This window comes from Streptomyces alfalfae (assembly GCF_004127445.1).
Classification (GTDB): domain Bacteria; phylum Actinomycetota; class Actinomycetes; order Streptomycetales; family Streptomycetaceae; genus Streptomyces; species Streptomyces alfalfae.
In genome coordinates this window covers 89,756-113,159 of sequence record NZ_QEXM01000033.1, presented here as the reverse complement: position 1 = coordinate 113,159, position 23,404 = coordinate 89,756, and the positions used below count along the sequence as shown (strand labels likewise).

The window sequence follows — 23,404 nt, the reverse complement described above, 5'->3', positions numbered from 1 at the left end:
CGTCAGCCCGCCGGCGGCAGCTCGCCCGAGCCGCGCTGGATGAGCCGCGTCGGCAGCTCGACCCGCTCCGGAGCCCCGGACGCGCCGTCGAGCTGCCGGAACAGCCGCTCCGCCGCCGTCCTGCCGAGCTGCGCCGCGTCCTGCGCGACGACGGTCACGCCCGGGTCGAGCAGATCCGCCAGCTCGATGTCGTCGAAGCCGACCAGGGCGACCGGGCGGTCGAGTGCGGCCAGGACCCGTACGACGGTCACGGTCACGCGGTTGTTGCCCGCGAAGATCGCCGTCACGGGGTCGGGTCCCGCCAGCATCTCCTCGGCCGCGGCCCGGACCCGCTCCGGATCGGTCAGGCCCAGCGAGACCCATGCCTCGTCGACGGGGATCTCCGCGTCCTCCATCGCGGCGCGGTAGCCGCGCAGCCGCTCTATCGCGGTGTGGATGCGCGGCTGGTCGCCGATGAAGCCGATGCGGCGGTGGCCGTGCGCGATGAGGTGCGCCACGCCGTCCCGCGCCCCGCCGAAGCTGTCGGAGAGCACCGCGTCGGCGTCGATCTTCCCCGCGGGACGGTCGACGAAGACGGTCGCGACACCGGCGGCGATCTCCGGCTCAAGGTAGCGGTGGTCGTCGGCGGCCGGGATGATCACGAGGCCGTCGACCCGGCGCGCGCAGAGCGCGAGCACCAGTTCCTGCTCGCGGTCCGGGTCCTCGGCGCTCGACCCGTTGATGAGCAACGCCCCGTGCGCCCGTGCGACCTCCTCCACGGCACGGCTCAGCGGGCCGTAGAAGGGGTCGGCCAGGTCTTCGAGGACGAGCCCGATGCTGGCGGTGCGGCCCTTGCGCAGCACGCGCGCGCTGTCGTTGCGCCGGAAGCCGAGGGCCTCGATGGCCTCCTGCACGCGGCGCTCGGTGTCGGGGGTGACGCCCGGTTCGCCGTTCACGACGCGGGAGACCGTCTTCAGGCCGACTCCCGCACGTGCGGCGACGTCCTTCATGGTCGGACGGTTGCCGTAGCGGCTGGCGGGTCGTCGGGCGGCGGTCTCTGCCACGGTGCGCTGTCCTGTCCTGTCGTCCACTGGGTCGTCCGGGTCGTCCTGGGCCACCGGTCCATCCATGGGATCGTCCGCGAGGCCGTCCCTGCGGTGGTCCGTGCGGTGACCCACGTGGTGGTCCGTGGGGTGGTCCGAGCGGTGACCCACGTGGTGGTCCAATGTGGTGGTCCACGAGCGTGTGGCGTCGAGCATAGGGCCTGGACAACGTTGTCAGATGCAAGAGAGACTGACCTTCGCACTCTCCGGCCTGCTCAGACACAGGAGACCCGACACAGATGCACATGGACCTCGTCGCCGCACTCGACATCGGCGGCACCAAGATCGCCGGCGCCCTGGTGGACCGGGAGGGGCGCATACTGCTGCGCGCCCAGCGGCCGACGCCCGCGCACGAGGACGGCGACACGGTGATGCGGGCGGCCGAGGAGGTCCTCGGCGAACTGACCTCCAGCGGGCTGTGGGGCAGAGCGTCCGCCGTCGGCATCGGCAGCGCGGGCCCGGTGGACGCGTCGGCCGGCACGGTCAGCCCCGTCAACGTCCCCGGCTGGCGCGGCTACCCCCTCGTCGAACGCGTCCGCGCGGTGACCGGCGGCCTCCCCGTCGAACTGGTCGGCGACGGCGTGGCCATGACCGCTGCCGAACACTGGCAGGGCGCCGCCCGGGGCCACGACAACGCGCTCTGCCTCGTCGTCTCCACCGGCGTCGGCGGCGGCCTCGTGCTCGGCGGCAAGCTCCACCCCGGCCCCACGGGCAACGCCGGTCACATCGGTCACATCAGCGTCGACCTCGACGGCGATCCCTGCCCGTGCGGTGCGCGCGGCTGCGTCGAACGCATCGCCAGCGGTCCGAACATCGCCCGCCGCGCCGTGGAGAGCGGCTGGCTCCCCGGCCCCGACGGCGACACCTCGGCGGCGGCGGTGGCCGACGCCGCCCGCGCGGGTGACCCGCTGGCCATCGCCTCCTTCGAACGCGCGGCCAAGGCCCTCGCCGCCGGCATCGCCGCCACGGCCACGCTCGTCGAGATCGACATCGCGGTGATCGGCGGGGGAGTGGGCAAGGCGGGCGACGTCCTGTTCACACCGCTGCGCCGGTGCTTGCGCGAGTACGCCACGCTGTCCTTCGTACGTGACCTCACGGTGGCGCCCGCGCTCATGGGTACGGACGCGGGGCTCGTGGGGGCGGCTGCGGCGGCGCTCAGCGGTGGGGCGCGGGGCGGGGCCAGCGGTGAGGCCAGCGGTGCGGTGGGTGGTGCGGTGGGTGGTGCTGTGACTGCTGGGGTGAATGGGGCGGTGGGGGTGCGGTGAGGGGGCGCGGTTGTGCCTGGGGGTGTAGTGAGGCTTGGTCAGGTGTGTGCCTCGGTTAGGTATGTGCCTAGGTCATCTTTGTGACTGGGTCTCGCTTGTGCCTCGGGTGCGTGTGAGGTCCAGTCATATGCGTGCCTGGGTTGCGGGTGAGACTCGGTCACGTGTGAGCCTGGGTCACGTGTGGTCTTCGGTCACGTCTGAGCCTCGGTCACACACGCGCCTCGGCCGCATTTGCGACCCAGTCACATCTGTGGCTCGGTCACATGTGAGCCTCAGCCTCACCCGCCCCGGGGTCACGCGTGAGGCCCAGTCACATATGTGCCTCGGTAACGTATGGGCCCCAGCCCCAGACATCTGCCCAGGTCACACGTGAGCCTCAGCCCCACACCTGCCCAGGCCACATGCGGGCACCAGCCTCACACACCTCCCCAGCCCACACGTGAGCCCCAGCCCGCACGTGAGCTCCAGCCCCACACGCCCCCCCGGGCTCACACACCCACACCCTTCACCTCAAAGTTCAACAGCTCAACACCGCCTCCGCCCAGTCCGCGTGGTCCGAGTCGATGCCGTCGCCGCCGTCCGTCACGGTGAGGCGGACGACCCGCGCGCCCGTCACGTCGGCCGAGAGTTCTTGTGCCGGCATGGCGTTGGTGAGGACGCCGGTGGAGGCGACCTTCTTCGTGTCCGCCCAGATCTCGAAGGCGACCGTGCCCCGCGTCAGCTTCTCGTCGTCGACGCCGACGGACGCGGTGACCTTCTCGCAGGCCGCGCCGGCGTAGTACTCGACGCTGCTCGGCGCGTGGACGCCGAGGCCCTTGGCGTAGGTCTTGCCGCCGATGGTGAGCGGGTTGCCGTCGCCCGCGGCGTTCTCGCCGTTGCTGGTGTTGCGTTCGACCGGGCCCCAGCCGTTGGTCGCCGAGACCCATGGCAGGTCGCCGAGCACCGAGTCGCCCGCGGGGGGTGCGACGACCACGGTCGCCGTCAGCGGCAGCACGCTGTCGGCCCGGGTGCCCTGCGGTGAGCGGTATGTGGTCTTCAGGGTCAGGTCGTACGTCCCCGAGGTCGTGCCCGACGGCGCGGTGACCGACCAGGCCGTGGTGAGCTTCTTCCCCGTACGCAGGGAGCGCGCGGTGGTGGACGTGGCGGGCTTCAGGCGCCAGCCGGAGGGGCCGCTCAGCGTGACGGCGACCCGGTGCGCGGAGGTACGGCCGAGGTTGGTGACCTCGGAGGTGAGCCCCGTCCGCTTTCCGGCCTCCACCAGCGCCGCGCCCTCGGCGCCGAGTTCGACGGCCGGCGGCTGCTTCGCCCAGGCGCCGTCGGCCGCGACGCGCAGCAGGACGGTGCCGTGCGCGGGCACCGTGGCCGAGATGCGGCCGGCGGTGTTGTAGCTCTTGTGCCGCCACAGATCGCGCAGCGTGTACCCGGCGGCGTCCGGCAGGCCGACCGCCTTCGCGGTCGTGGAGACGGACTGGGCGGTGCCGGTCTCGTTGAAGAGGGCGACGGCGCGGCTGCCGTCCTTCATCTCCTTGGCGACGACCCAGCGCCCCGCCTCCGACGAGAGCACCTCGCCCTGTTTGCCCAGCGGGTCCTGGTCGACGGCGATGACCTCTTCGTTGCCGAGGATCTCGAAGGTCTCGGGGGATGCCTTGCGCAGGTCGGAGCCGATGAGCAGGGGCGCGGCCATGATCGACCACATCGAGAAGTGGGTGCGGTACTCGGTGTCGGTCATGCCGCCGTTGCCGACCTCCAGCATGTCCGGGTCGTTCCAGTGCCCGGGGCCCGCGTGCTTCGCGAGCGGGAGGTTCTGCTTCATGATCGACAGCATGGAGCCCCAGGTGTCGCTGATGTCACCGGTGGTGCGCCACAGGTGCCCGACGTCGGCCGCCCACTCCCAGGGTTTGTTCTCGCCCCACTCGCAGATGCTGTAGACGATGGGCCGCCCGGTGGTCTCGGACGCGGCCTTCAGCGCGTCGCGCATCGTGGTGTAGCGCTGCTTGGCGTCGACGCCCTGGTTGTTGCAGTTGTCGTACTTGAGGTAGTCGATGCCCCACTCCGCGAACTGCTGGGCGTCGCTGCGCTCATGGCCGAGGGCGCCGGGGAAGCCCGCGGAGTTGCAGGTCTTGGTGCCCGCGCTGGTGTAGATGCCGATCTTGAGGCCCTTGCTGTGGACGTAGTCGGCGACGGCCTTGATCCCCTGCGGGAAGCGCTTGGGGTCGGGGACGAGCTTGCCGTTCACGTCGCGCTCGGGCAGGGCCCAGCAGTCGTCGAGGTTGACGTACTCGTAGCCCGCGTCCTTCAGGCCCTTCTCGACGAAGATGTCCGCGATCCCCTTGACCATGGCCTCGTCGAACTCGGCCCTGCAGTGCGTGGAGTTCCAGTTGTTGAAGCCCATGGGCGGGGTCGCCGCCAGGCCGTCGGGAAGCTTCACGGCGGGGTCGGCGGCGGTCTGCTCCGCGGCGGCACCGTCGGTCGCGGGGCGCTCGGCGCCGTCACGCGCGGCGGTGGGGGCGGCGAGCCCGCCCACGCACAACAGCGCCGTGACCAGTGACCCGACCACTCTTCGGCCGGTGGTACGGGACGGGAGATGACGCATCGTTACGTTCCTCCGTACGCGCTCAAGAGGGGATTTGCATGTACGTGTCATGCAGTGCGCGCTTACGGTAGGCCGTGTTGGTCTGTGTTGGAAGAGGGGTCGTAACGGTTCGGGTGCTCCGCGCGAAAACCCTTGACGCGTCTGCCGCGTGGGAGTGAGATCCCACTCTCGCGTTCGGTTGTGTTCGGTTGCACCCCGAGGAGGGGGACATGGCACCGTCATCGTTCAGCGGCCCCGTCGAGCCGGAAGGCGCGCGGGGACATCGGATGTCCCGGCGAAGTCTCCTGCGTGGAACGGCCGCCGGCGCCGGCGCCGTCACGCTTCCCGCGCTGCTGGCCGCCTGCGGCGAAAAGCCCGGCGGCAAGAAGAACGAAGCCACCATGGGGTCCAACTCCTCGGATGCCGTGCCGAAGAAGGCCTTCCAGGACGCCTTCGACGCGTACGAGAAGAAGACGGGCAAGACGGTCCAGGTCCATACGACGGAGCACAACGAATTCCAGCAGAACATCACGCGTTGTCTTCGCGCCACTCCGGACGACGTCTTCATGTGGTTCGCCGGCTACCGCATGCAGTACTTCGCGGAGAAGGGTCTCCTCGTCGACAACAGAGACGTCTGGAAGGGTTTCAGCGGCTTCTCCCAGGCCCTCAAGGGCCAGTCGACCCATGCGGGCAAGCAGTATTTCGTTCCGTACTACTACTATCCGTGGGCCGTCTTCCACCGCAAGAGCTTCTTCGAGAAGCACGGGTACGAACAGGCCGAGAACTGGGGCGATTTCATCGCTCTGGCGAGGACGATGCACAAGGACGGCATTCCCGTCGCGTTCTGCGACAAGGACGGCTGGCCCGCCATGGGCACCTTCGACTACATCAACCTGCGCCTGAACGGCTACGACTTCCACAAGGCCCTGATGGCGGGCGAGGAGTCCTGGACCGACAACAAGGTCAAGAAGGTCTTCGACCTGTGGCGGGAACTCATGCCGTACTACCAGAAGGGCGCACTCGGCCGTACGTGGGAGGAGGCGGGCCAGGGCCTCCAGCGGCGCAAGACGGGCATGGCCGTCTTCGGAATGCCGCACCCGGGCCAGCAGTTCCCCGCCGACGAGCGCGACGACATCGACTTCTTCGCCTTCCCCGAGATCGACTCCGCGTACGGACAGGACGCGGTGGAGGCGCCGATCGACGGATTCCTCATCGCGAAGAAGGCCAAGAACGTCGACGCGGGCAAGGGCCTCCTGAAATGGCTGGGAACCCCTGAAGCCGAGGAGATCTACCTGAAGGGCGACCCCAACAACGTCGCGGTCAACGACCGCGCCGACACCTCCGGATACAGCGCCCTGCAGAAGAAATCGGCCGACCTCGCCGGGCGACGGCGGTTCACGTTCCCGCTCTTCGCGCCGGGCGACGGCGGCTCACGCTCCCGCGCCCGTCGCACGCATGTCGTCCGCAACCCCTCGGGCCGTCCCCGAGTCCTGCCCGGGCATCTCGTCCGCGCCCAGGCCGGCGACACGGAAGGGCAAGGGCTCCAGACCCGGTTCGCCCGACGTGGCCCCGCCTGCCCGTCTGCCTGCCGGTCCACTCACCCCTCCTCCGGGGCAGCCGACACGGCCGCGCCCCGCCCGCCGCGGAGCGGCCCCGTACAACAGCCGTGCCCCTCCGGCACACGGCGGAGGGGCACGAAGGAGCCGTAGGACCCCGCAGAGCCGGGGCCCGCGGGCAGCAGCGTCAGGAGCGGTCGCGCTTCATCGAGTCGCCCACGCCTTTGGCCTTGTCACGGGCGGAGCCCATGGCGTCCCTGGCCTCGCCCTTGGCGCGGTCCGCCTTGCCCTCGGCCGCGCGCCGGTCGTTGCCGGTGGCCTTGCCGGTCATCTCCTTGGCCTTGCCCTTGAGCTTGTCCATGCCGCCACTGTCACCCATGACTACTCCTCTGATCGTGCTGGGTGTTACGTGGCCAACGTAAGACGGCGGGTCACCGCGCGCGCGTTCAACGGTCACGCTGCGTGACGGCGGCCGGTGGCAACCGGCCGTTCGCTACTCCTCCTCCGGCACCAGCAGCGCCGCGCCCAGTGTCGGGGCGGCGGAGAGGACCTCGGTGAGGTGCGTCAGACGCAGGATGCGCAGGGTCAGGGCGTCGGCGCAGACGATGCGCATCGCGCCGCCCCTCTCCGCCACGCGGCGGTGCACCCGCATCAGCAGCGAGACCCCGGAGCAGTCGAAGAAGTCGACCTCGCTGAGGTCGATGATGACGACCGCTTCGGGTCCGGCGGCCACGGCGTCGAGCAACGGGAACGTCCGCTGATACGCCACGAGGTCGATCTCCCCGTGCAGTTCGACGACGATGGCGTGGTCGATTCCGTACACGCGAGGCGGCCGAACCGCCTCGGCGCGCCTGTCATCACTCAGCTCGCCCTGCCGCATCCAAAACCCCCCAACGCCGGCGCCGGTCCGCCCTCGGAGAGGGCGGACGGACGGGAATGCCTCTTCAGGTCACCGGGGGCCGGGGCACCTGACACACGACGACGCTAGCGGTGACTTGAGCCTTCTGGAGTGCGGGAACGATTCACGAAAGCCAGTTAGCACGCCTTGGGGTGAACTTGGCTGCAATCGCTTGACACGGTTCCCGCCCTGGCAGTTCCCCCCTGTCAGGCCTTGGTTTCCATGGCAGGGTGTTGCGGGCAAGCCACAGGGGGCCGACGGAAGAGGGGGAACCGTGATCGTCTGGATCAACGGCGCGTTCGGTGCGGGAAAGACCAGTACCGCACGGGAACTGATCGAGCTGATCCCGAACAGCACGCTCTTCGACCCCGAGATCATCGGCGGCGCGCTGCCGCACCTGCTGCCCGCGAAACACCTCGCGGAAGTCGACGACTGGCAGGACCTGCCGATCTGGCGTCGCCTCGTCGTCGACACGGCGGCCGCGATCCACGCCGAAGTGGGCGGTGTCCTGGTGGTGCCGATGACACTGCTGCGCCAGGAGTACCGCGACGAGATCTTCGGCGGTCTCGCCGCCCGCAGAATTCCCGTGCGCCATATTGTGCTCGCCCCGGAGGAAACGATCCTGCGGGCGCGGATATCGGGCCGCGAGGTGCCGCCCGACCTGCCCGACGGCGACGTGCGCGTACGGCAGTGGTCGTTCGACCACATCGAGCCCTACCGGGCCGCCCTGGCGGGGTGGCTGGGCGCGGACGCCCACCGCGTCGACACCAGCTCGCTCACGCCGCGGGAGACCGCCGTCCGCCTCGCCGAAGCCGTGCGGACCGGGGTCGCCTCCGTCAGCGACATCGTGCAGACACCGGAGCCCACCGCCGAGACCCTCGCCGCCGGCGTGCTGCTCTTCGACGAGCGGGACAGGGTGCTGCTGGTCGACCCGACGTACAAGGCGGGCTGGGAGTTCCCCGGCGGCGTCGTCGAACCCGGCGAGGCGCCCGCGCGCGCGGGCGTACGCGAAGTGGCCGAGGAGACCGGCATACGGCTGGACGGGCTGCCCCGCCTGCTCGTCGCCGACTGGGAGCCGCCGCGACCGCCCGGCTACGGGGGCATGAGGTTCCTCTTCGACGGCGGCAGACTCGACGGCGCCGACGTCCACCGCGTCCTGCTCCCGGGACCCGAGCTGCGCGACTGCCGCTTCGTCACCGAGCGGGAGGCCGCCGACCTGCTGCCCCCGGTCCGCTACGAACGGCTCCGCTGGGCCCTGCGGGCACGGGAACGCGGCGCGGTCCTCTACTTGGAGGCGGGTGTCCCCCTCGGCTGACGGTGCACGGGGCCGCCGTCCGCGAGCGGCGGCCCCGGACGGTCAGCGCGCCGCGTACTTCCGGAGGAACAGCGCCTCGGCCACCGAGAGGCGCTCCAGCTCCTCGGGGGACACGCTCTCGTTCGCCGCGTGGATCTGCGCCTCCGGCTCGCTCAGGCCGATCAGCAGGATCTCCGCCCGCGGGTAGAGCGCGGAGAGGGTGTTGCACAGCGGGATGGAGCCGCCCTGTCCCGCGTACTGCATCTCCTGGCCCGGGTAGGCCTCGCTCATCGCCTCGGCCATCGCCGCGTACGCCGGGCTCGTCGTGTCGGCGCGGAACGGCTGGCCCTGCCCGATCTGCTCCGTGCGCACGCGCGCGCCCCACGGCGTGTGCGACTCGATGTGCGCCTGGAGCAGCTTCGTCGCCTCGGCGGCGTCGACGCCCGGCGGCACCCGCAGGCTGATCAGCGCCCGCGCGCCCGCCTGCACGGAGGGCGTCGCGCCGACCACCGGCGGGCAGTCGATGCCGAGGACGGTGACGGCGGGGCGCGCCCAGATCCGGTCGGCGACGGTGCCGCCACCGATCAGCTCGACACCGGCGAGCACCTTGGCGTCCTTGCGGAAGTCGTCCTCTTCGTACTGAAGGCCGTCCCAGACGGCGTCGCCCGTGAGGCCGTCGACCGTCGTCGAGCCGTCCTCGGCGCGCAGCGAGTCCAGGGCCCGCACCAGCGCCGCGAGCGCGTCGGGCGCGGCGCCGCCGAACTGCCCCGAGTGCAGATTGCCCTCAAGGGTGTCGACCGTGACGCGCACGAGGGTCATGCCGCGCAGGGTCGACGTGGCCGTCGGCAGGCCGACCCGGAAGTTGCCCGCGTCGCCGATGACGATGGTGTCGGCGGTGAGCAGCTCGGGGTGCTCCTCCGCGTACCGCTCCAGACCGCCGGTGCCCTGCTCCTCGGAGCCCTCGGCGATCACCTTCACGTTGACCGGGACGCCGCCGTTCGCCTTCAGGGCCCGCAGCGCGAGCAGGTGCATGATGACGCCGCCCTTGCAGTCGGCGCTGCCGCGGCCGTACCAGCGGCCGTCCCGCTCGGTCAGCTCGAACGGCGGGGTGACCCACGCGGCCTCGTCCAGCGGCGGCTGCACGTCGTAGTGCGCGTAGAGCAGGACCGTCGGGGCGCCCTCGGGGCCCGGCAGGAAACCGTACACCGACTGGGTGCCGTCCGGGGTGTCGAGCAGCGCGACGTCCTGGAATCCCTCGGCGCGCAGCGCGTCGGCCACCCAGTTCGCGGCGGCCTCGCTCTCGCTCCTCGGGAACTGGCCGAAGTCCGCCACCGACTTGAAGGCCACCAGTTCGGTGAGCTCCGCCTTCGCCTTCGGCATGAGTGAGGCGATGGTCTCGGCGATCGGATCCCGCGACATGGGCACGCTCCTCGTAGGTGCGACGTTGTACGTGTGGGTATATGTGATCCTCCCACAAGAGGGATTGGGGAGGCTCCGCCGTAGGATGCCTCGGGAAAGCGCGGCCAACAGCGGGATCAGGAGCGGTAGACCAACGTGAGCAGCGAGAACTCAGCGGACGACGGCCGGCACGTGTGGGACGTCGTCGTGGTCGGAGCCGGCCCCGCCGGAGCCTCGGCGGCCTACGCGGCAGCCGTCGCGGGACGCAGCGTGCTGCTCCTGGAGAAGGCCGACCTGCCGCGGTACAAGACATGTGGCGGCGGCATCATCGGCCCCTCGCGCGACTCCCTGCCGCCCGGCTTCGACCTGCCCTTCCGCGACCGGGTGCACGCGGTGACGTTCTCCCTCGACGGCAAGTTCACGCGCACCCGCCGCTCCCGGCAGATGCTCTTCGGGCTCGTCAACCGCCCCGAGTTCGACCAGCAGCTCGTCGAGCACGCGCAGAAGGCGGGCGCCGAGCTGCGCACCGGGGTCACCGTCACGCGCGTGGAGCAGCACGGACCCGACGTGCCCGACCGGCGCACCGCCGCCGTCGTGCTGCAGGGCGGGGAGACGATCCTGGCCCGTGCCGTGGTCGGCGCCGACGGCAGCGCGAGCCGCATAGGCGCCCATGTCGGCGTCAAGCTGGACCAGGTCGACCTCGGCCTGGAGGCGGAGATCCCGGTGCCCGCGACCGTCGCGGAGGACTGGGCGGGCCGCGTGCTCATCGACTGGGGCCCGATGCCGGGCAGTTACGGCTGGGTGTTCCCCAAGGGCGACACGCTCACCGTCGGCGTGATCTCCGCGCGGGGCGAAGGCGCCGCCACCAAGCGGTATCTGGAGGACTTCATCGCCCGGCTCGGCCTCGCCGGATTCGAGCCCAGCATCTCCTCCGGACACCTCACCCGCTGCCGCAGCGACGACTCGCCGCTCTCGCGCGGCCGGGTCCTGGTCTGCGGCGACGCGGCCGGACTCCTCGAACCGTGGACCCGCGAGGGCATCTCCTTCGCGCTGCGCTCCGGCCGCCTCGCGGGCGAGTGGGCGGTCCGCATCGCCGAGGCGCACGACGCGGTGGACGCCCGCCGCCAGGCGCTGAACTACGCCTTCGCCATCAAGGCCGGACTCGGCGTGGAGATGAGCGTCGGGCGCCGCATGCTCAAGGTCTTCGAGCGCCGCCCCGGCGTCCTGCACACGGCGATCACCGGCTTCCGCCCCGCGTGGAACGCCTTCGCGAGGATCACGCGCGGCTCGACGACCCTGGGCGAGCTGGTGCGGACGCATCCGCTGGCGGGCCGCGCGCTGAACGCGCTGGACCGCTAGGCCCCGGCCACGACTCCCCGCGGGCGCTACTCCCGCGGGAGTACGCCTGACCACCTCGTCCGGCGGACGCCGCCGGCGCGCCCCGCGGTCCAGCGTGACGCCATGGACGAGCAGCGCGAACGCGGGCCCGGCGGTCCGCTCCCCGCCCGGGGCGGACCAGGGCGGCAGGGCCCGCCCCGGTGGATCCACGGGCCGCGGGACGGCGTCGGCCGCGGGCTGCCCTGGCTGACGACGCTGGCGCTCACCGCGTTCGTCCAGATCGGCTCCGGCTTCGCCGTGCACGCCCAGCCCGACCGGGAGCCGCTGACCGCCCTGGCCAGGGTGCTGCTGCTCCTCGCCACAGCCGTGCTGCTCTTCCGTCACCGCCACCCGGCCGCCGTCGTGTCCGCCACCGCCGGGCTCACGCTGGTCTACCTCGGCGCCGGGTTCCCGTACGGGCCCGTGCTCCTCGCCGCCGCCGTGGCCTGCTTCGCGGCGGTCGTCGCGGGGCGCCGGCGTGCGGCGTGGGGAGCCGTCGGCGCGCTCTGGGCCGGGCATCTGCTCCTCTCCCACTGGCTCTACGAGCGGCTGCCGCCCGGCGGTGACGGGGAGCGCCCCTGGGGCGGGGAGCTCGTGGTCGCCGTCTGGGTCGTCGCGATCGTCGCCGTCTCCGGACTCGTACGGGTACGCCGTGAACGGTGGGCCGAGGAGCGTGCCGAGCGGGCGCGGGCCGCTGAGCGGCGTGCGGACGAGGAGCGGCTGCGCATGGCCGTGAAGCTGGGTGCCCGGGACCGCGCCCAGCTCGTCGTCCTCGCCTACGAGTCGGGGCTCGTCCGGTCGGGGTGGCTGGGCCGAGCCGGATTGTCTATGCGTGCGCATGTATTGCATGTGCATTTGATTACGATGCAATGAACGGCGTCTTCTCTGCTAACGTGCGATGTCATGGCGGCGAAAACGGCCGAGCAGGGGCTCGTGGACCAGTGGCGCGACATCCTCGCGGTGCATGCGCGCACCCTGTGTGAGCTGGACCGTGAGCTGCATCCGCACGGCCTCGGCGCGAGCGACTTCGAGGTGCTCGACGTGCTGGCGGAGGGATCGTCGGACGACGGCGGCTGCACGTTCCGTGTGCAGGAGATCGCCGCGCAGGTGCACCTGAGCCAGAGCGCGCTCTCCCGCCTCATCGGACGCCTGGAGAAGGACGGCCTCGTGGAGCGCGGCATGTGCAGCGAGGACCGCCGGGGCGTACGGGTCTCCCTCACCGGCAAGGGGCGCGACCTCCACCACGAGGTGCGGCCGTTGCAGCGGGCCGTCCTGAAGCGCATGCTCACCCCTGGCACCGCGACGGCCTGAGACCCCTCGGGCTCAGCGCATCACGATCGCCGACCTCTCCCGCCACAGCGCGGCGAGCGCGGGGTCGCCGGACACCTCGGGGAACGGCAGCCGATTCCACAGGGCGAGGTAGAGCCTCGCCGCCTGACCCGACACCTCGCAGTCCGCCGCGGCCGTCGCCCCGCGCTCCGTCACGGGGGGCCCCTCGGAGAGCCGCACGGTCCAGGTCCGCTCGGCGGGCGCGTCCGTGGCCCGCACCCGCAGCACGCGTGGTTCCTCGGCGCGGACCCGGCTCTTCTCGCGGCTGTGCATGCCGAGCAGCAGTTCCTCGATCCCGTCCACGGCGAACTCCGCGTCGATCGGCGACACCGTGTCGCCGCACGCCGACTCGGCGTCCGTGCGGTGCACCGTCGTCTCGTGCGCCTGCCGCCGGGCCCAGAAGGCGAGGGGCGAGGGGGCGGGCAGGAAGGTCCAGCACTCGGCGTCGGGCGGCGTGCCGGTGAGCGTGTCGACCAGCGCGGCGTGGCCCTCGCGGAACCAGTCGAGCAGCTCCGCGCCGTCCAGCTCCGGCAGCCCTCCGCCGAGCCGGAACTCGGTGCGCCGCTCGGCCATGAACGCGGTGGCCCAGCGGTGCACCATCCCGGTGTGCCGCACCAGGTCCCGCACCTCCCAGTCCGGGCAGGTGGGCACCTTGGCCCCGAGCCCGGCGGCCTCGGCCGCCCGCACCAGCAAAAGGCCCTCGTCGCTGACTACTTGTATGTGCCGGGAAACGTCCATGCGGCGATTGTGTCGGACGGCGGGGCCTCACGCCGCCCTCCAGGGCCGCAGCTTCTCCGGGTTCCGCACGGCCCAGATGTCGGTGATCCGGCCGGCCGCGACCCCGAAGGCGAACACCGAGACGGTGACTCCGTCCTGCCGCGCCACCAGGCCCGGCCGGCCGTTGACCGTACGCTCCAGGAGCGTCACGGGGGACACCGGCCGGTCGATGACCTCGATCAGGCCGCGCGCGATCCGCTCGCCGCCCGCGACCGGGCGCAGGGCCGCGTTGACGAGCCCGCCGCCGTCGCCGGTCGCCGTGGCGTCGGGGTCGAGGAGGCCGATGAGGGCGTCGACGTCCTTGGCCTCCCAGGCCTGCTTGAAGTTCCGCACGACGTCGGCCTGTTGGACCGCCGGCGTCGCGGGGCCCCGCGACGCCCGGACGCGGCGGCGGGCGGATGAGGCCAGTTGTCGGCAGGCCGCCGGCGACCGGCCCACGACCTCGGCCACTTCGGCGAAGGGATAGCGGAAGACGTCGTGCAGGACGAACGCGACGCGCTCGGCCGGGGTCATCGCTTCCAGCACGACGAGGAAGGCCATGGTGATCGACTCGTCGAGGGTGACCCGGTCGGCCGGGTCGGCGGCCGCGCCGCCCGGCCGGCCGCCGATCCACTCCGTACGGTCGGGCAGCGGCTCGGGGATCCACTCGCCCACGTAGCTCTCCCGCCTGGCCCGCGCCGAGCCGAGCAGGTCGAGGCAGATGCGCCCGGAAACCCTCGTCAGCCAGGCTCCGGGGTTGTCGATGGCCGCCTGCCGCTGCGGGGACATCGCGTACCAGCGCGCGTACGTCTCCTGCACGACGTCCTCCGCGTCCGCCAGTGAGCCGAGCAGCCGATAGGAGAGACCGAGCAGTTGCCGCCGCTCGGCCATGATCGCGGCGAGGCCCGGGTCCGGGGCGCCGTCGGTCTCGCGCCGCCCGGTCTCGTGCCGACCGTGCTCGTGACGGCTCTGCTCGCGTCGGCCGCGCCCGCGTCGGCCGTGCGCGGGCTCGGGCGGAGTGGATCGCGTGGTCATGACTGGGCCGGCTCCCTCGGTCGCTGCTGCCTTCCTCCATACGACGATCGAGCGCCCCGGAATGTGAGACCGGGCCGGGTGCGGGGCCGCGTCGGCGGCGGCCTCACATTTCTCCGGGCCGCTTCGTCGGTGAGGTGTACCAGCGGACGCACCAGACGCACCAAGGGAGAACGACGTGGAACCCCGTATGGACTACTACGACAACCCGGTCACGGTGAACTACCTGAAGCACCTCGTCGCCGCCGGCAGGTCCCTCCTGGACTCGCCCCTGCCGGTCGCGACACAGGAGTTGGTGCGGATGCGCGCCAGCCAGATCAACGGCTGCGGCTTCTGCCTCGACATGCACACCAAGGAGGCGGCGGAGGCGGGCGAGAGCCAGGTGCGGATCAACCTGGTCGCGACCTGGCGCGAGGCGAAGGTCTACACCGAGGCCGAGCGGGCAGCCCTGGAACTGACCGAGCAGGCCACCCGTATCGCCGACTCGTCGGGCGTCTCCGACGAGGCGTGGGCCGAGGCCGCCAAGCACTACGACGCGGACCAGCTCGCCGCGCTGGTCTCCGTCATCGCCGTCATCAACGCCTTCAACCGGATGAACGCCGTTGTCCAGCAGCCGGCCGGCGACTACCGGCCCGGCCAGTTCGGCTGACGGCCCAGCGGCGCCGGCCCCTGCTCGGCCGGCGATCGCGTCGGCAGTCGCTCCGTCGTGGGGAGCAGGTGGAGAACCGCTGCGCGTCAACCGTCAGCGGCGGCGCGTGCCGTAGCCGATGGCGGCGGCGAGCCCTGCCAGGCCGGCCACGCTCGTGAGCGCCGTCGGCAGGGTGGACCAGTCCGCCATGAAGCCGATGGCCGGCGGGCCGAGCAGCATGCCGCCGTAGCCGAGTGTGGACGCGGTGGCCACGCCGCTCGGCCCGGCCAGCGCGCCCGCCCGCTCGACGGCCACGGGGAAGAGGTTGGCGAGCCCGAGCCCCGTGACCGCGAAGCCGATGAGGGCCAACCACACGGCGGGGGCGAGCGCGCCGAGCAGCATGCCGGCGGCGGCCATGGCGCCGCCGACCACGATGACGCGGGTCTGGCCGAGCCGTTCGAGCAGGACCGTTCCGCTGAGCCGGCCCACCGTCATGGCCAGGGCGAAACAGGAGTAGCCCGCGGCGGCGATCCCTGGGTGGGCGGCCAGGTCCTCCTCCAGGTGGAGCGCGCCCCAGTCGGCGAGCGCCCCCTCGCCGTACGCGGTGCACAGGGCGATGAGCCCGAAGACGAGGACGGGGCCGCGGGTGCGGGAGGCCGGGCGGCGCGGGGCGTCGGCCTCGGGGCGGACGGGCGCCGCCGGGGGCTCGATCCGCAGCAGCGCGCGCCCCGCGACGGCGGTGACGACCAGGCCGATCACGGTGAGGCCGAGGAGGTGGCGCGTGGGGGAGAGGGAGCCCGCGAGGAGCCCGCCGACGCCCGCGCCGACCATGCCGCCGAGACTGAACGCCGCGTGGAAGCTGGGCATGATCGGCCGGCGCAGCGCGGCCACGAGGTCGACGGCGGCGCTGTTGAACGCGACGTTGATGCCGCCGTACGCGGCGCCGAAGACCAGGAGCACGGCGGCCAGTGCCGCCGCGGAGTGGGTCAGCGGCGGCAGGGCGACGCTCAGGGAGAGGAGCACGCCGCAGGCCACGGTGACCCGGTGGCTGCCGAAGCGGCGGCAGAGCCGTCCGGTCAGCATCATCGTGATCACCGCCCCGGCCGAGACGCCGAGCAGCGCGAGTCCGAGCGTGCCGGTCGACGCGCCCGTCTGTTCCTTGATGGCGGGGATGCGGACGACCCACCCGGCGAAGATGAAGCCGTCGAGCGCGAAGAAGACGGTGAGCACGATCCGCAGCCGGCGGAGGTGGGGGGCGACGGGCCGCGACGCTGCGGTCCCGGGTTTGTTTAGTAGCGGCACAAAGTCAGGGTAAAGTGCCCACGGGCAGCGGATCAAGACGCGCGCGTGACGGGATGCGTGGTGTCCAGGTGACGGATCGCAGCGCCCGGACGGCGGATCACGGCGCACGGACGGCGGATCGAGACGGTTCCCGGAAGGAACGAGCGGATGACGTTCGAACGGCCTGGCCGTGTACGGAGCATGGGACACTCCCCTTCATGAACGGCAAGGCTGACCCCCGTGCCGAGGGGGAAGTGACCACCCGCACCCGCCTGGAGCGGGGCCGCGGCGCGCTGGGACCCGCGCTCGAACTGGTGCACACCGGGCGCGCCCCGACCCGCGCCGTGCTCACCGCGGAGCTGGGCGTCACGCGCGCGACCGCGGGTGCCGTGGCCGCCGAGCTCGAAGCGCTCGGGCTGATCCGGATCGACGCGAAGCCGAGCGCGGCGGCGGGGTCGCAGGGCAGGCCGTCGCACCGCCTCTCCGTCGCGGAGGACGGGCCCGTGGTCCTCGCCGCGCAGGTGCACGCGGACGGCTTCCGGGCCGCCCTGGTCGGCCTCGGCGGACGCATCGTGGCGACCGCCCCCGGCTGCGAGACCGTCGACGCCGACCCCGCCCAGGTCCTCGGCTCCGTCGTCGAGGCGGGCGCGCGGCTGCTGCGGGACACCGGCAGGCGCTGCGTGGGGGCGGGCCTCGCCGCGCCGTCCGCCGTCGCGGAGCCGGAGGGCACCGCGCTGAACCCGCTGCACCTGGCGTGGCCCGCGGGGGCCCAGGTCCGGCAGATCTTCACCGACTGCGTACGCGAGGCGAAGATCGAGGGCCCCGCGTTCGCCGCCAACGACGTGAACCTCGCCGCGCTCGCCGAGCACCGCCACGGCGCGGGCCGCGGCGCGCGGGACCTGCTCTGTGTGGCGACCGGGCACCGCGGCGTCGGCGGCGCGCTGGTCCTCGACGGGCGTCTGCACACCGGCAGTTCGGGCCTCGCCCTGGAGGTCGGCCACCTCACGGTGAACCCCGAGGGGCGGCCCTGCCACTGCGGCAGCCGCGGCTGTCTCGACGTCGAGACCGACCCGCTGGCCTTCCTGACGGAGGCGGGCCGCGAGCCCGGCCCCGAGGGGCTGCTCGTGCAGGCGCGCGCACTGCTGCGCGACGCGTACGGCGATCCTTCCGTGCGCGCCGCGGCCGAGGCGCTGATCGACCGGCTCGGCCTCGGGCTCGCGGGCCTGGTCAACATCCTCAACCCGGACCGCATCATCCTGGGCGGCCTGCACCGCGCCCTCCTGGAGGCGGACCCCGAGCGGCTGCGCGCCGTCGTCGCCGACCGGAGCCTGTGGGGACGCAGCGGCGGCGTACCGATCCTGGCCTGCACGCTGGACCACAACAGTCTGGTCGGGGCCGCCGAACTGGCCTGGCAGCCGGTGCTCGACGACCCCCTGGGCGCGCTCGGCTGACGCGGCCCCGGCCGCACGCCGGGCCGTCAGGCGGCGCCCGCGAGGTCCGGCGCGGTCTTCCGCCCGGCGGCCGGGACCGTCTCCGGCTCGGCGGTCCCGCCTTCGGCCCCACGGCGCAGCACGTCCGGCAGCAGTGTGCCGAGCCCGAGCAGCGCGAGGCCCGCCCCGACCCACAGCGGTGCGCGCAGGCCGAAGGTGTCGATGGCGGGGCCGCCGACGGACGTCGCGATGATGATGCCGAGCGTGATGAACGAGGAGTGCACGGTGTTGACCAGCGGCCGTGCGTTGCCGACGCGCTGGACGCGGGTCACGAGGGCGGGGTTCATCGTCACCCCCACCAGACCGATGCCCGTCATCAGCGGCACGGCGGCGACGGGCAGGTGGGCGAAGAGCGCGAACCCGACGAGGAAGGCCAGGTTCAGTGCGAGACCGATCAGCAGCACGGGGAGCGTGCGGCGGTCGGCGAACCGCCCCACGACCGTGTTGCCGACGACGGTGGCCGCCCCGTATCCGATGAGGAGCAGCGGCACGGCTCCCGTGGAGAAGCCGGTGATGCCGGTGAGGATCGGGTTGAGGTAGCTGAAGGCGGAGAAGGTGGCGCCGATGACGAAGGTGCTGGTGGTGAGGGTGAACCAGAGCCGCGGGCTGCGGAAGGCGCCGAGTTCCCGCCGGAGACCGCCGTTCTCGTCGGCGTCACCCTCGACCGCCGGCACTCCGGTGAGCGTGGCCAGGGCGGCGAGCACGGTCAGCGCCGTGATGGCCCAGAACGCCGCGCGCCAGCCCAGGTGCTCACCGATGACGGTGGAGATCGGCAGGCCGAGGAGTGTGCCGAGCATCAGCCCGTTGAGGGCCACGGCGACGGCGCGGCCCCGCACGGCGGGACCGGTGACGCGGAAGACCAGCGAGAGCGAGACGCCGAAGAAGGCCTGTGACGCGATGCCGGTGAGCACGCGGGCCACCAGCATGGTGCGGTAGTCGGGCGCGAGGGCGGCGAGCACGTTGCCCGCGAGGAAGACGCCGAACAGCAGCATCAGCGCGCTCTTCTGACGCATCCGCAGGAGGGCGACCGTGAGGAACGGGCCGCCGAGCGCCATCGCGGCGGCGAAGGCGGTGATGAGGTAGCCGATCTCGGGGATCGTGGCGTCGAGGCCGTCGGCCATCTGCGGCATGAGGCCGGCGACCACGAACTCGCTGGTCACCATGGTGAAGATGCCGAGGGCCAGAACGTATACGGCGCGGGGCATGGCGTCGTGCTCCTGTCGGGTGCTGAGGGACAAGTTTTGGATGGGTCAGTACAAAACCAGGGCGTGGGCGGGCCGCCCGCGGCGGGGCGTGACACGGTGGCCGCGGGCGGCTGTGCCGGTGGGTGAGGAAAGGGCGCGGGGCCGGTCAGCGCACCGTCAGCGCGTCGAGCGCGGTGGCGGCGATGGCGTGCAGGGCGGCCCGGTCGGCGCCGCCCTGTGCGGAGACGCGCATGCCGCCGATGACGGCGTTGAGGTACCGCGCGAGGGTGTCGGCGTCCCGCCCCGACGTGATGTCGCCGTCCCGCTGCCCGGCCCGGATGGCGGCCCCCAGCGACGCGAGTCGCCTCGCGAGGTCGCGCTCCAGCATGGCGGCGGCCTCGGGGTCGCGCGCGGCGAGTTCGACGGTGGTGTTGACGGTGAGGCAGCCGATGCTGTGCCCGTCCTCGCGCTGCTCGAACTCCCCGTCGATCACCCGGGTGAACAGTGCCCGCAGCCGCTCGATGGCCGGCCGCTCCGTGTCGTCCAGGATGTCGAACTGGCGGGCGTTCATGGCGTCCATGTAGCGGGCGAGGGCGCGCCGGAAGAGGTCGTGCTTGCTGCTGAAGGTGTTGTAGATGCTGCTGCGGCCCAGGCCCGTGGCGTCGCAGAGGTCCTGGGTCGACGTGGCCTCGTAGCCCTTCACCCAGAACGCGCGCATCGCCGCGTCCAGAGCCCGTTCCTCGTCAAAAGTCCTCGGTCGGGCCATGCGGGAACCGTACCGGTTCTGGAACGTTCAGTGCAATACGTTCGGCGCCTTGCCTGCCGTCAACGGGCCGTGTGCCGCTGACGGTCAGCACGGCCACTCCGCCCCGAAGGCCCGCCCGGGGCTGACCGTGAGGATCTGCCGCACCGGCTCCTCGCCCACCGCGATCCGGAGCAGGGGGCTAACCCGGCGCAGCAGATGCGGCATGCCGGGGCCGCCGTCGACCGAACGGGCCTCCGCCGTCGTCGTGTCACCGCCGAGGAGGAGGCGGTCGCCGAAGCCCGCGTCGACCAGGGCGCTCACCGCGTCCGGCATGCGCCAGTCCGTGGCGTGGTGGGCACGGGAGGGGCCGTCGAAGGCGAGGTAGGCGCCCGCTTCGGCGGCCTGGCGGTGGACGGTCAGGTCGGGGTGGCGGTTGAGGTGACCCAGGATCACCTTGTGCGGCGGCACCGCCGAGTCGGCGCAGAGCAGGTCGAGTACGTCGAGCGGGGCCGTGCCCAGTTCCAGGTGCACGGCGATCGGGGCGCCCGTCGCGTGGTGCGCCTCGGCCGCCGCCGTCATGGTCCAGCGGGCGTGGGCGTCGAGCCCGTGGTAGCCGCCCGCGACCTTGATCAGCCCGGCGCGTACGCCCGACGTCCCCACCCCTTCGGTGAGTTCACGGACGAACAGCTCCGCGAGCCCGTGCGTCCGGAGCCGGTCCAGCGTCTTCGGGGGGTAGTGGACGGCCTGGTGCAGGCCCGTCGCGGCCACCACGTGCACCCCGGCGGCCCGGGCCAGTCCGGGCAGCCGTTCCGCCCGCCGCCCCATGCCGTGCGGTGTCCACTGGACGACGCTCCGGCCGCCGGCCGCGTGGAATGCCGCCAGTTCACCGGCGGCCGACGCGGGGGAGTCCAGCTCCTGCCCCGGCAGCCGGGGGCTGCGCAGGAACAGATGGTCGTGGGCGTCACAGACCCCGAGGTCCGCCGGGGGTATGTCACCGAGGACGGTGCGGACCGTGGCCGAGCCGGCGGCGGCCCTGCCGGGCGGCGTCACCACTGCCGTCCCCTCGGCAGCCCCTCCCGCTCCGGGGCCGAGACGTGCAGCACCTCGAAGACGTCCCCGGGGCCTTGCGGCGGCTCGTGCTCCCAGAGGGAGAAGCGCACGGCCTCCCAGGTCCGCGGGTCGACGGCCGCGAGGGCGCACACCGCGCCCTCCTCGCGGGTCGACCGCGCGGCCTCGCGGGCGAGTTCCTCCGCGAGCACCGGCAGCGGCGTTTCCGCGGGGACCGGTTCGCGACGGCGCAGCGCCGCCCTCGGCGGGGCCGCGCCGGTCACCGCGCCGGGCGACTCCTCGTACGCGAGAGTCGTCCAGTGCCGCACCACGGGCCGCCCGAAGTCGTCGGCGAGGCCCTGGAAGCCGGGGCCGCAGAGGAAGGAGTTCATGCCGTGGGCGGTGTTCCAGAGGTAGAACGGCGCGTACTGGTTGACGGGTGAGCCGTCCCTGCCGCGCTCGCGCATCAGGTACGCCTTGAAGCCGAGTCCGGAGAACGCGTCGAGCAGATGGCCCTTCGTCGCGACGCGGCGCCGGATGACGTCCATGTCGTAGTCGGCGGGCAGGGTGATGTCGTACTGCATGGCGTGCATCGTGTACTCCGTCGTTCGCCGGATCACTCGGCGGTGGCGGGGACGTCGCCGACCAGGGCGCCCCAGTCGGCGACCGTCCCGTCCGCCGCCGCCTCCACCGTGGCCAGGTGGGTCATGAAGGTGTGCGGCCCGGCGCCGTGCCAGTGGCTCTCACCGGGTTCGATCCAGACGGTGTCGCCCGCCCGGATGTGCTCGACGGGACCGCCCGCGCGCTGGACGCGGCCCTCTCCCTCGGTGACGTGCAGGACCTGGCCGTGCGGATGGGTGTGCCAGGCCGTACGGGCGCCGGGCGCGAAGTGGACGCTGAAGACACGCAGCCGTGACGGGGCTTCGGGTGCGGCGATCTCGTCGAGCCAGACGGCGCCGGTGAACTGCTCGGCGGGGCCCCGCACGCTCGCGGGCCTGCTTCGGGTGATGTGCAACGCGGAAGTCCTCACTGCGTGGTGGTGTCGTCGGGCCCGGCCGACGCGAGGAGGGCGAGCAGGCCGCGCACTCCCGCCTCGAACGCGGCCGGTGAGCCGGAGGCGCGCGCCAGGACATAGCCGCCCTGGACCGTGGCCACGATCAGCGACGCGGTCCGGTGCGGGTCGAGCGACGCCGCGAACTCGCCGCGCTCGCGCCCCTCCCGCACGATCCCGGCGAGCCGGTCGCGCAGCCAGTCGAGCGTCTCGGTCACGGGTGCGCGCAGCGTGTCGTCGGCGATGACGTCCGGGTCCATCGTGAGCCGCCCGACCGGGCAGCCCCGCAGCACGTCGCGCTCGCGCAGCAGATACGCCTCGACGCGCGCGTACGCGGGTCCGTCGCCGCCCAGCACGTCGTCGACCGTGCGGCGCAGCTCCTCGGCGGTGCGGCGGATCGCGGCGAGCGCCAGGTCGGGCTTGCCGGCGAAGTGGTGGTACATGCTGCCCTGGCCGGCGCCCGCGTGCTGCTGGATCGCCTTGGGGCTGGTCCCCACGTAACCGCGCTCCCACAGGAGTTCGCGGGTGGACTCGATCAGACGCTCGGGAGTGCTCATGGGGACACTGTACATACTAGTAGGTACAGAATCCATGGGGCGTGGGGAGCAGTCGCGCCGCCCCCGCGTACTCCCTCGGTGGCACGCGCGGTGCCGCCGGCCGTGCGACGACGCGGCATGCCGTGCGGGGTGAGTCTCGACGAGTCATCCGAGATGCCCACCGAGGAGCTGACTTCCCCTGCGGACCCGGGCGCACTGGGACGGCGGGCCCGGCGGCGGGAGCCTCGGCGGGGCCGCGCCCGGCGCGGGGCGCGGCGCGCATGGACGTGCTGCGCGCCATCGCCACCGAGTGACCCCACCGGCGTACGCGCGACGGCGCACGCTCGGCGCGGGACGCGAGCGGGGGACGATCACCGCCCGGTCAGCCGGCGACGGCCGACCGGGCGGGGGTCTTCTCGGGCATCCCGAACACGGGACGCAAGGGGACGGTCACCGAGGGCTCGGGGGCGGGGAGCGTGAACCACACGACTTTTCCCGAATCCCCGTGGGGGCGCACGCCCCAGCTCTCGCTCACGGCCGCCACCAGCGCGAGGCCCCGGCCACTGGTCTCCGTCGGCTCCGCCTCGTGGATCACGGGCAGCCGGGGGTCGTGGTCGTGGACGGAGACGGTGAGCCGTTCGAGGAGCAGCTCGATCTCCACGGTGCACCCCTTGTCCGGTTCGGCGTGCCGATGGACGTTGGTCAGCAGCTCGGTGACGCCGAGTGCGGCCTGGTCTATCAAGGGGTCGAGACGCCAGTACCGCAACTGCGCGGAGATGATTCTGCGGACCTGGCGGATCCGCGACGGCAGGGCCTGAAGCTCCACCGTGCAATGCCTGCTTGGTTTGCTGATCACGGCTGCGACTCCCCGAATTGAGGTCCG

The 23,404-nt window shown here is 72.6% G+C and carries 23 protein-coding genes; 8 read left to right on the top strand and 15 right to left on the bottom strand.

The window, feature by feature from the left end:
* Window positions 1-2: 2 nt before the first annotated feature.
* Window positions 3-1,070 (bottom strand): LacI family DNA-binding transcriptional regulator, encoded by a 1,068-nt coding sequence (locus DCW30_RS13640; RefSeq protein ID WP_062771212.1) that lies wholly within the window; start codon window positions 1,068-1,070, stop codon window positions 3-5.
* A 251-nt stretch (window positions 1,071-1,321) separates the two neighbouring features.
* On the opposite strand from DCW30_RS13640, the gene DCW30_RS13635 reads away from it, so the two are divergent.
* Window positions 1,322-2,347, top strand: a complete 1,026-nt coding sequence (locus tag DCW30_RS13635; protein WP_079250211.1) for an ROK family protein — start codon at window positions 1,322-1,324, stop codon at window positions 2,345-2,347.
* A 517-nt stretch (window positions 2,348-2,864) separates the two neighbouring features.
* On the opposite strand, the gene DCW30_RS13630 is transcribed toward DCW30_RS13635, so the two are convergent.
* Window positions 2,865-4,940 (bottom strand): NPCBM/NEW2 domain-containing protein, encoded by a 2,076-nt coding sequence (locus DCW30_RS13630; protein WP_205576627.1) that lies wholly within the window; start codon window positions 4,938-4,940, stop codon window positions 2,865-2,867.
* Between the two features lie 266 nt (window positions 4,941-5,206).
* Between DCW30_RS13630 and DCW30_RS13625 the strand changes: the two genes are divergently transcribed.
* Window positions 5,207-6,628, top strand: a complete 1,422-nt coding sequence (locus DCW30_RS13625) for an ABC transporter substrate-binding protein (RefSeq protein WP_237283589.1) — start codon at window positions 5,207-5,209, stop codon at window positions 6,626-6,628.
* A 34-nt stretch (window positions 6,629-6,662) separates the two neighbouring features.
* On the opposite strand, the gene DCW30_RS13620 is transcribed toward DCW30_RS13625, so the two are convergent.
* Together DCW30_RS13620 and DCW30_RS13615 are read right to left on the bottom strand one after the other, a co-directional pair.
* Window positions 6,663-6,854: a CsbD family protein gene (locus DCW30_RS13620; RefSeq protein WP_062771175.1), complete on the bottom strand. Its 192-nt coding sequence runs from the start codon at window positions 6,852-6,854 to the stop codon at window positions 6,663-6,665.
* Window positions 6,855-6,968: 114 nt separating this feature from the next.
* Window positions 6,969-7,298 (bottom strand): STAS domain-containing protein, encoded by a 330-nt coding sequence (locus tag DCW30_RS13615; RefSeq protein WP_234381446.1) that lies wholly within the window; start codon window positions 7,296-7,298, stop codon window positions 6,969-6,971.
* 349 nt (window positions 7,299-7,647) lie between these two features.
* Here DCW30_RS13615 and DCW30_RS13610 point away from each other — a divergent pair, with 349 nt between their 5' ends.
* Window positions 7,648-8,688, top strand: a complete 1,041-nt coding sequence (locus tag DCW30_RS13610) for an NUDIX hydrolase (protein ID WP_076687302.1) — start codon at window positions 7,648-7,650, stop codon at window positions 8,686-8,688.
* Window positions 8,689-8,730: 42 nt separating this feature from the next.
* Here the strand turns inward: DCW30_RS13610 and DCW30_RS13605 are convergent, their stop codons facing one another.
* Window positions 8,731-10,086, bottom strand: a complete 1,356-nt coding sequence (locus DCW30_RS13605; RefSeq protein ID WP_076687303.1) for a dipeptidase — start codon at window positions 10,084-10,086, stop codon at window positions 8,731-8,733.
* Between the two features lie 135 nt (window positions 10,087-10,221).
* On the opposite strand from DCW30_RS13605, the gene DCW30_RS13600 reads away from it, so the two are divergent.
* The 3 genes from DCW30_RS13600 (at window position 10,222) to DCW30_RS13590 (ending at window position 12,753) form a co-directional block, all read left to right on the top strand.
* Window positions 10,222-11,424: a geranylgeranyl reductase family protein gene (locus tag DCW30_RS13600; protein WP_076687304.1), complete on the top strand. Its 1,203-nt coding sequence runs from the start codon at window positions 10,222-10,224 to the stop codon at window positions 11,422-11,424.
* A 102-nt stretch (window positions 11,425-11,526) separates the two neighbouring features.
* Window positions 11,527-12,315, top strand: a complete 789-nt coding sequence (locus DCW30_RS13595; RefSeq protein WP_076687305.1) for a hypothetical protein — start codon at window positions 11,527-11,529, stop codon at window positions 12,313-12,315.
* 30 nt (window positions 12,316-12,345) lie between these two features.
* Window positions 12,346-12,753 carry a MarR family winged helix-turn-helix transcriptional regulator gene (locus tag DCW30_RS13590; protein ID WP_076687306.1) on the top strand — a complete coding sequence of 136 codons (408 nt, stop codon included), beginning with the start codon at window positions 12,346-12,348 and terminating at the stop codon, window positions 12,751-12,753.
* Window positions 12,754-12,765: 12 nt separating this feature from the next.
* Here the strand turns inward: DCW30_RS13590 and DCW30_RS13585 are convergent, their stop codons facing one another.
* Window positions 12,766-13,509 carry a maleylpyruvate isomerase family mycothiol-dependent enzyme gene (locus tag DCW30_RS13585; RefSeq protein WP_076687307.1) on the bottom strand — a complete coding sequence of 248 codons (744 nt, stop codon included), beginning with the start codon at window positions 13,507-13,509 and terminating at the stop codon, window positions 12,766-12,768.
* Between the two features lie 27 nt (window positions 13,510-13,536).
* A complete protein-coding gene (gene sigJ / locus DCW30_RS13580) occupies window positions 13,537-14,418 on the bottom strand; it encodes an RNA polymerase sigma factor SigJ (protein WP_076689587.1) in 882 nt (293 codons plus the stop codon).
* A gap of 331 nt (window positions 14,419-14,749) precedes the next feature.
* Between sigJ and DCW30_RS13575 the strand changes: the two genes are divergently transcribed.
* Window positions 14,750-15,208 carry a carboxymuconolactone decarboxylase family protein gene (locus tag DCW30_RS13575; protein WP_373569124.1) on the top strand — a complete coding sequence of 153 codons (459 nt, stop codon included), beginning with the start codon at window positions 14,750-14,752 and terminating at the stop codon, window positions 15,206-15,208.
* 93 nt (window positions 15,209-15,301) lie between these two features.
* On the opposite strand, the gene DCW30_RS13570 is transcribed toward DCW30_RS13575, so the two are convergent.
* Window positions 15,302-16,489 carry an MFS transporter gene (locus DCW30_RS13570; protein WP_076687309.1) on the bottom strand — a complete coding sequence of 396 codons (1,188 nt, stop codon included), beginning with the start codon at window positions 16,487-16,489 and terminating at the stop codon, window positions 15,302-15,304.
* Window positions 16,490-16,686: 197 nt separating this feature from the next.
* Between DCW30_RS13570 and DCW30_RS13565 the strand changes: the two genes are divergently transcribed.
* Window positions 16,687-17,919, top strand: coding sequence for an ROK family protein (locus tag DCW30_RS13565; RefSeq protein ID WP_076687310.1), 1,233 nt, complete (start codon window positions 16,687-16,689; stop codon window positions 17,917-17,919).
* A 26-nt stretch (window positions 17,920-17,945) separates the two neighbouring features.
* Here the strand turns inward: DCW30_RS13565 and DCW30_RS13560 are convergent, their stop codons facing one another.
* From DCW30_RS13560 to DCW30_RS13530, 7 genes are all read right to left on the bottom strand, one after another.
* On the bottom strand, window positions 17,946-19,163 hold the full coding sequence (locus DCW30_RS13560) for an MFS transporter (protein ID WP_076687311.1): 1,218 nt from the start codon (window positions 19,161-19,163) through the stop codon (window positions 17,946-17,948).
* A 145-nt stretch (window positions 19,164-19,308) separates the two neighbouring features.
* Complete coding sequence (locus DCW30_RS13555) at window positions 19,309-19,908, bottom strand: TetR/AcrR family transcriptional regulator (RefSeq protein ID WP_076687312.1); 600 nt, start codon at window positions 19,906-19,908, stop codon at window positions 19,309-19,311.
* Window positions 19,909-19,992: 84 nt separating this feature from the next.
* Window positions 19,993-20,940, bottom strand: a complete 948-nt coding sequence (locus DCW30_RS13550) for a phosphotriesterase family protein (RefSeq protein ID WP_237283462.1) — start codon at window positions 20,938-20,940, stop codon at window positions 19,993-19,995.
* Window positions 20,934-21,527, bottom strand: a complete 594-nt coding sequence (locus tag DCW30_RS13545) for a DUF4865 family protein (RefSeq protein ID WP_076687313.1) — start codon at window positions 21,525-21,527, stop codon at window positions 20,934-20,936. Before DCW30_RS13545 ends, DCW30_RS13550 begins: the two co-directional genes overlap by 7 nt.
* Window positions 21,528-21,550: 23 nt before the next feature.
* Window positions 21,551-21,949, bottom strand: a complete 399-nt coding sequence (locus DCW30_RS13540; RefSeq protein ID WP_076687314.1) for a (R)-mandelonitrile lyase — start codon at window positions 21,947-21,949, stop codon at window positions 21,551-21,553.
* Between the two features lie 11 nt (window positions 21,950-21,960).
* Window positions 21,961-22,542: a TetR/AcrR family transcriptional regulator gene (locus DCW30_RS13535; protein ID WP_076687315.1), complete on the bottom strand. Its 582-nt coding sequence runs from the start codon at window positions 22,540-22,542 to the stop codon at window positions 21,961-21,963.
* Window positions 22,543-22,903: 361 nt separating this feature from the next.
* Window positions 22,904-23,377 (bottom strand): ATP-binding protein, encoded by a 474-nt coding sequence (locus tag DCW30_RS13530; RefSeq protein WP_076687316.1) that lies wholly within the window; start codon window positions 23,375-23,377, stop codon window positions 22,904-22,906.
* Window positions 23,378-23,404: the final 27 nt, after the last annotated feature.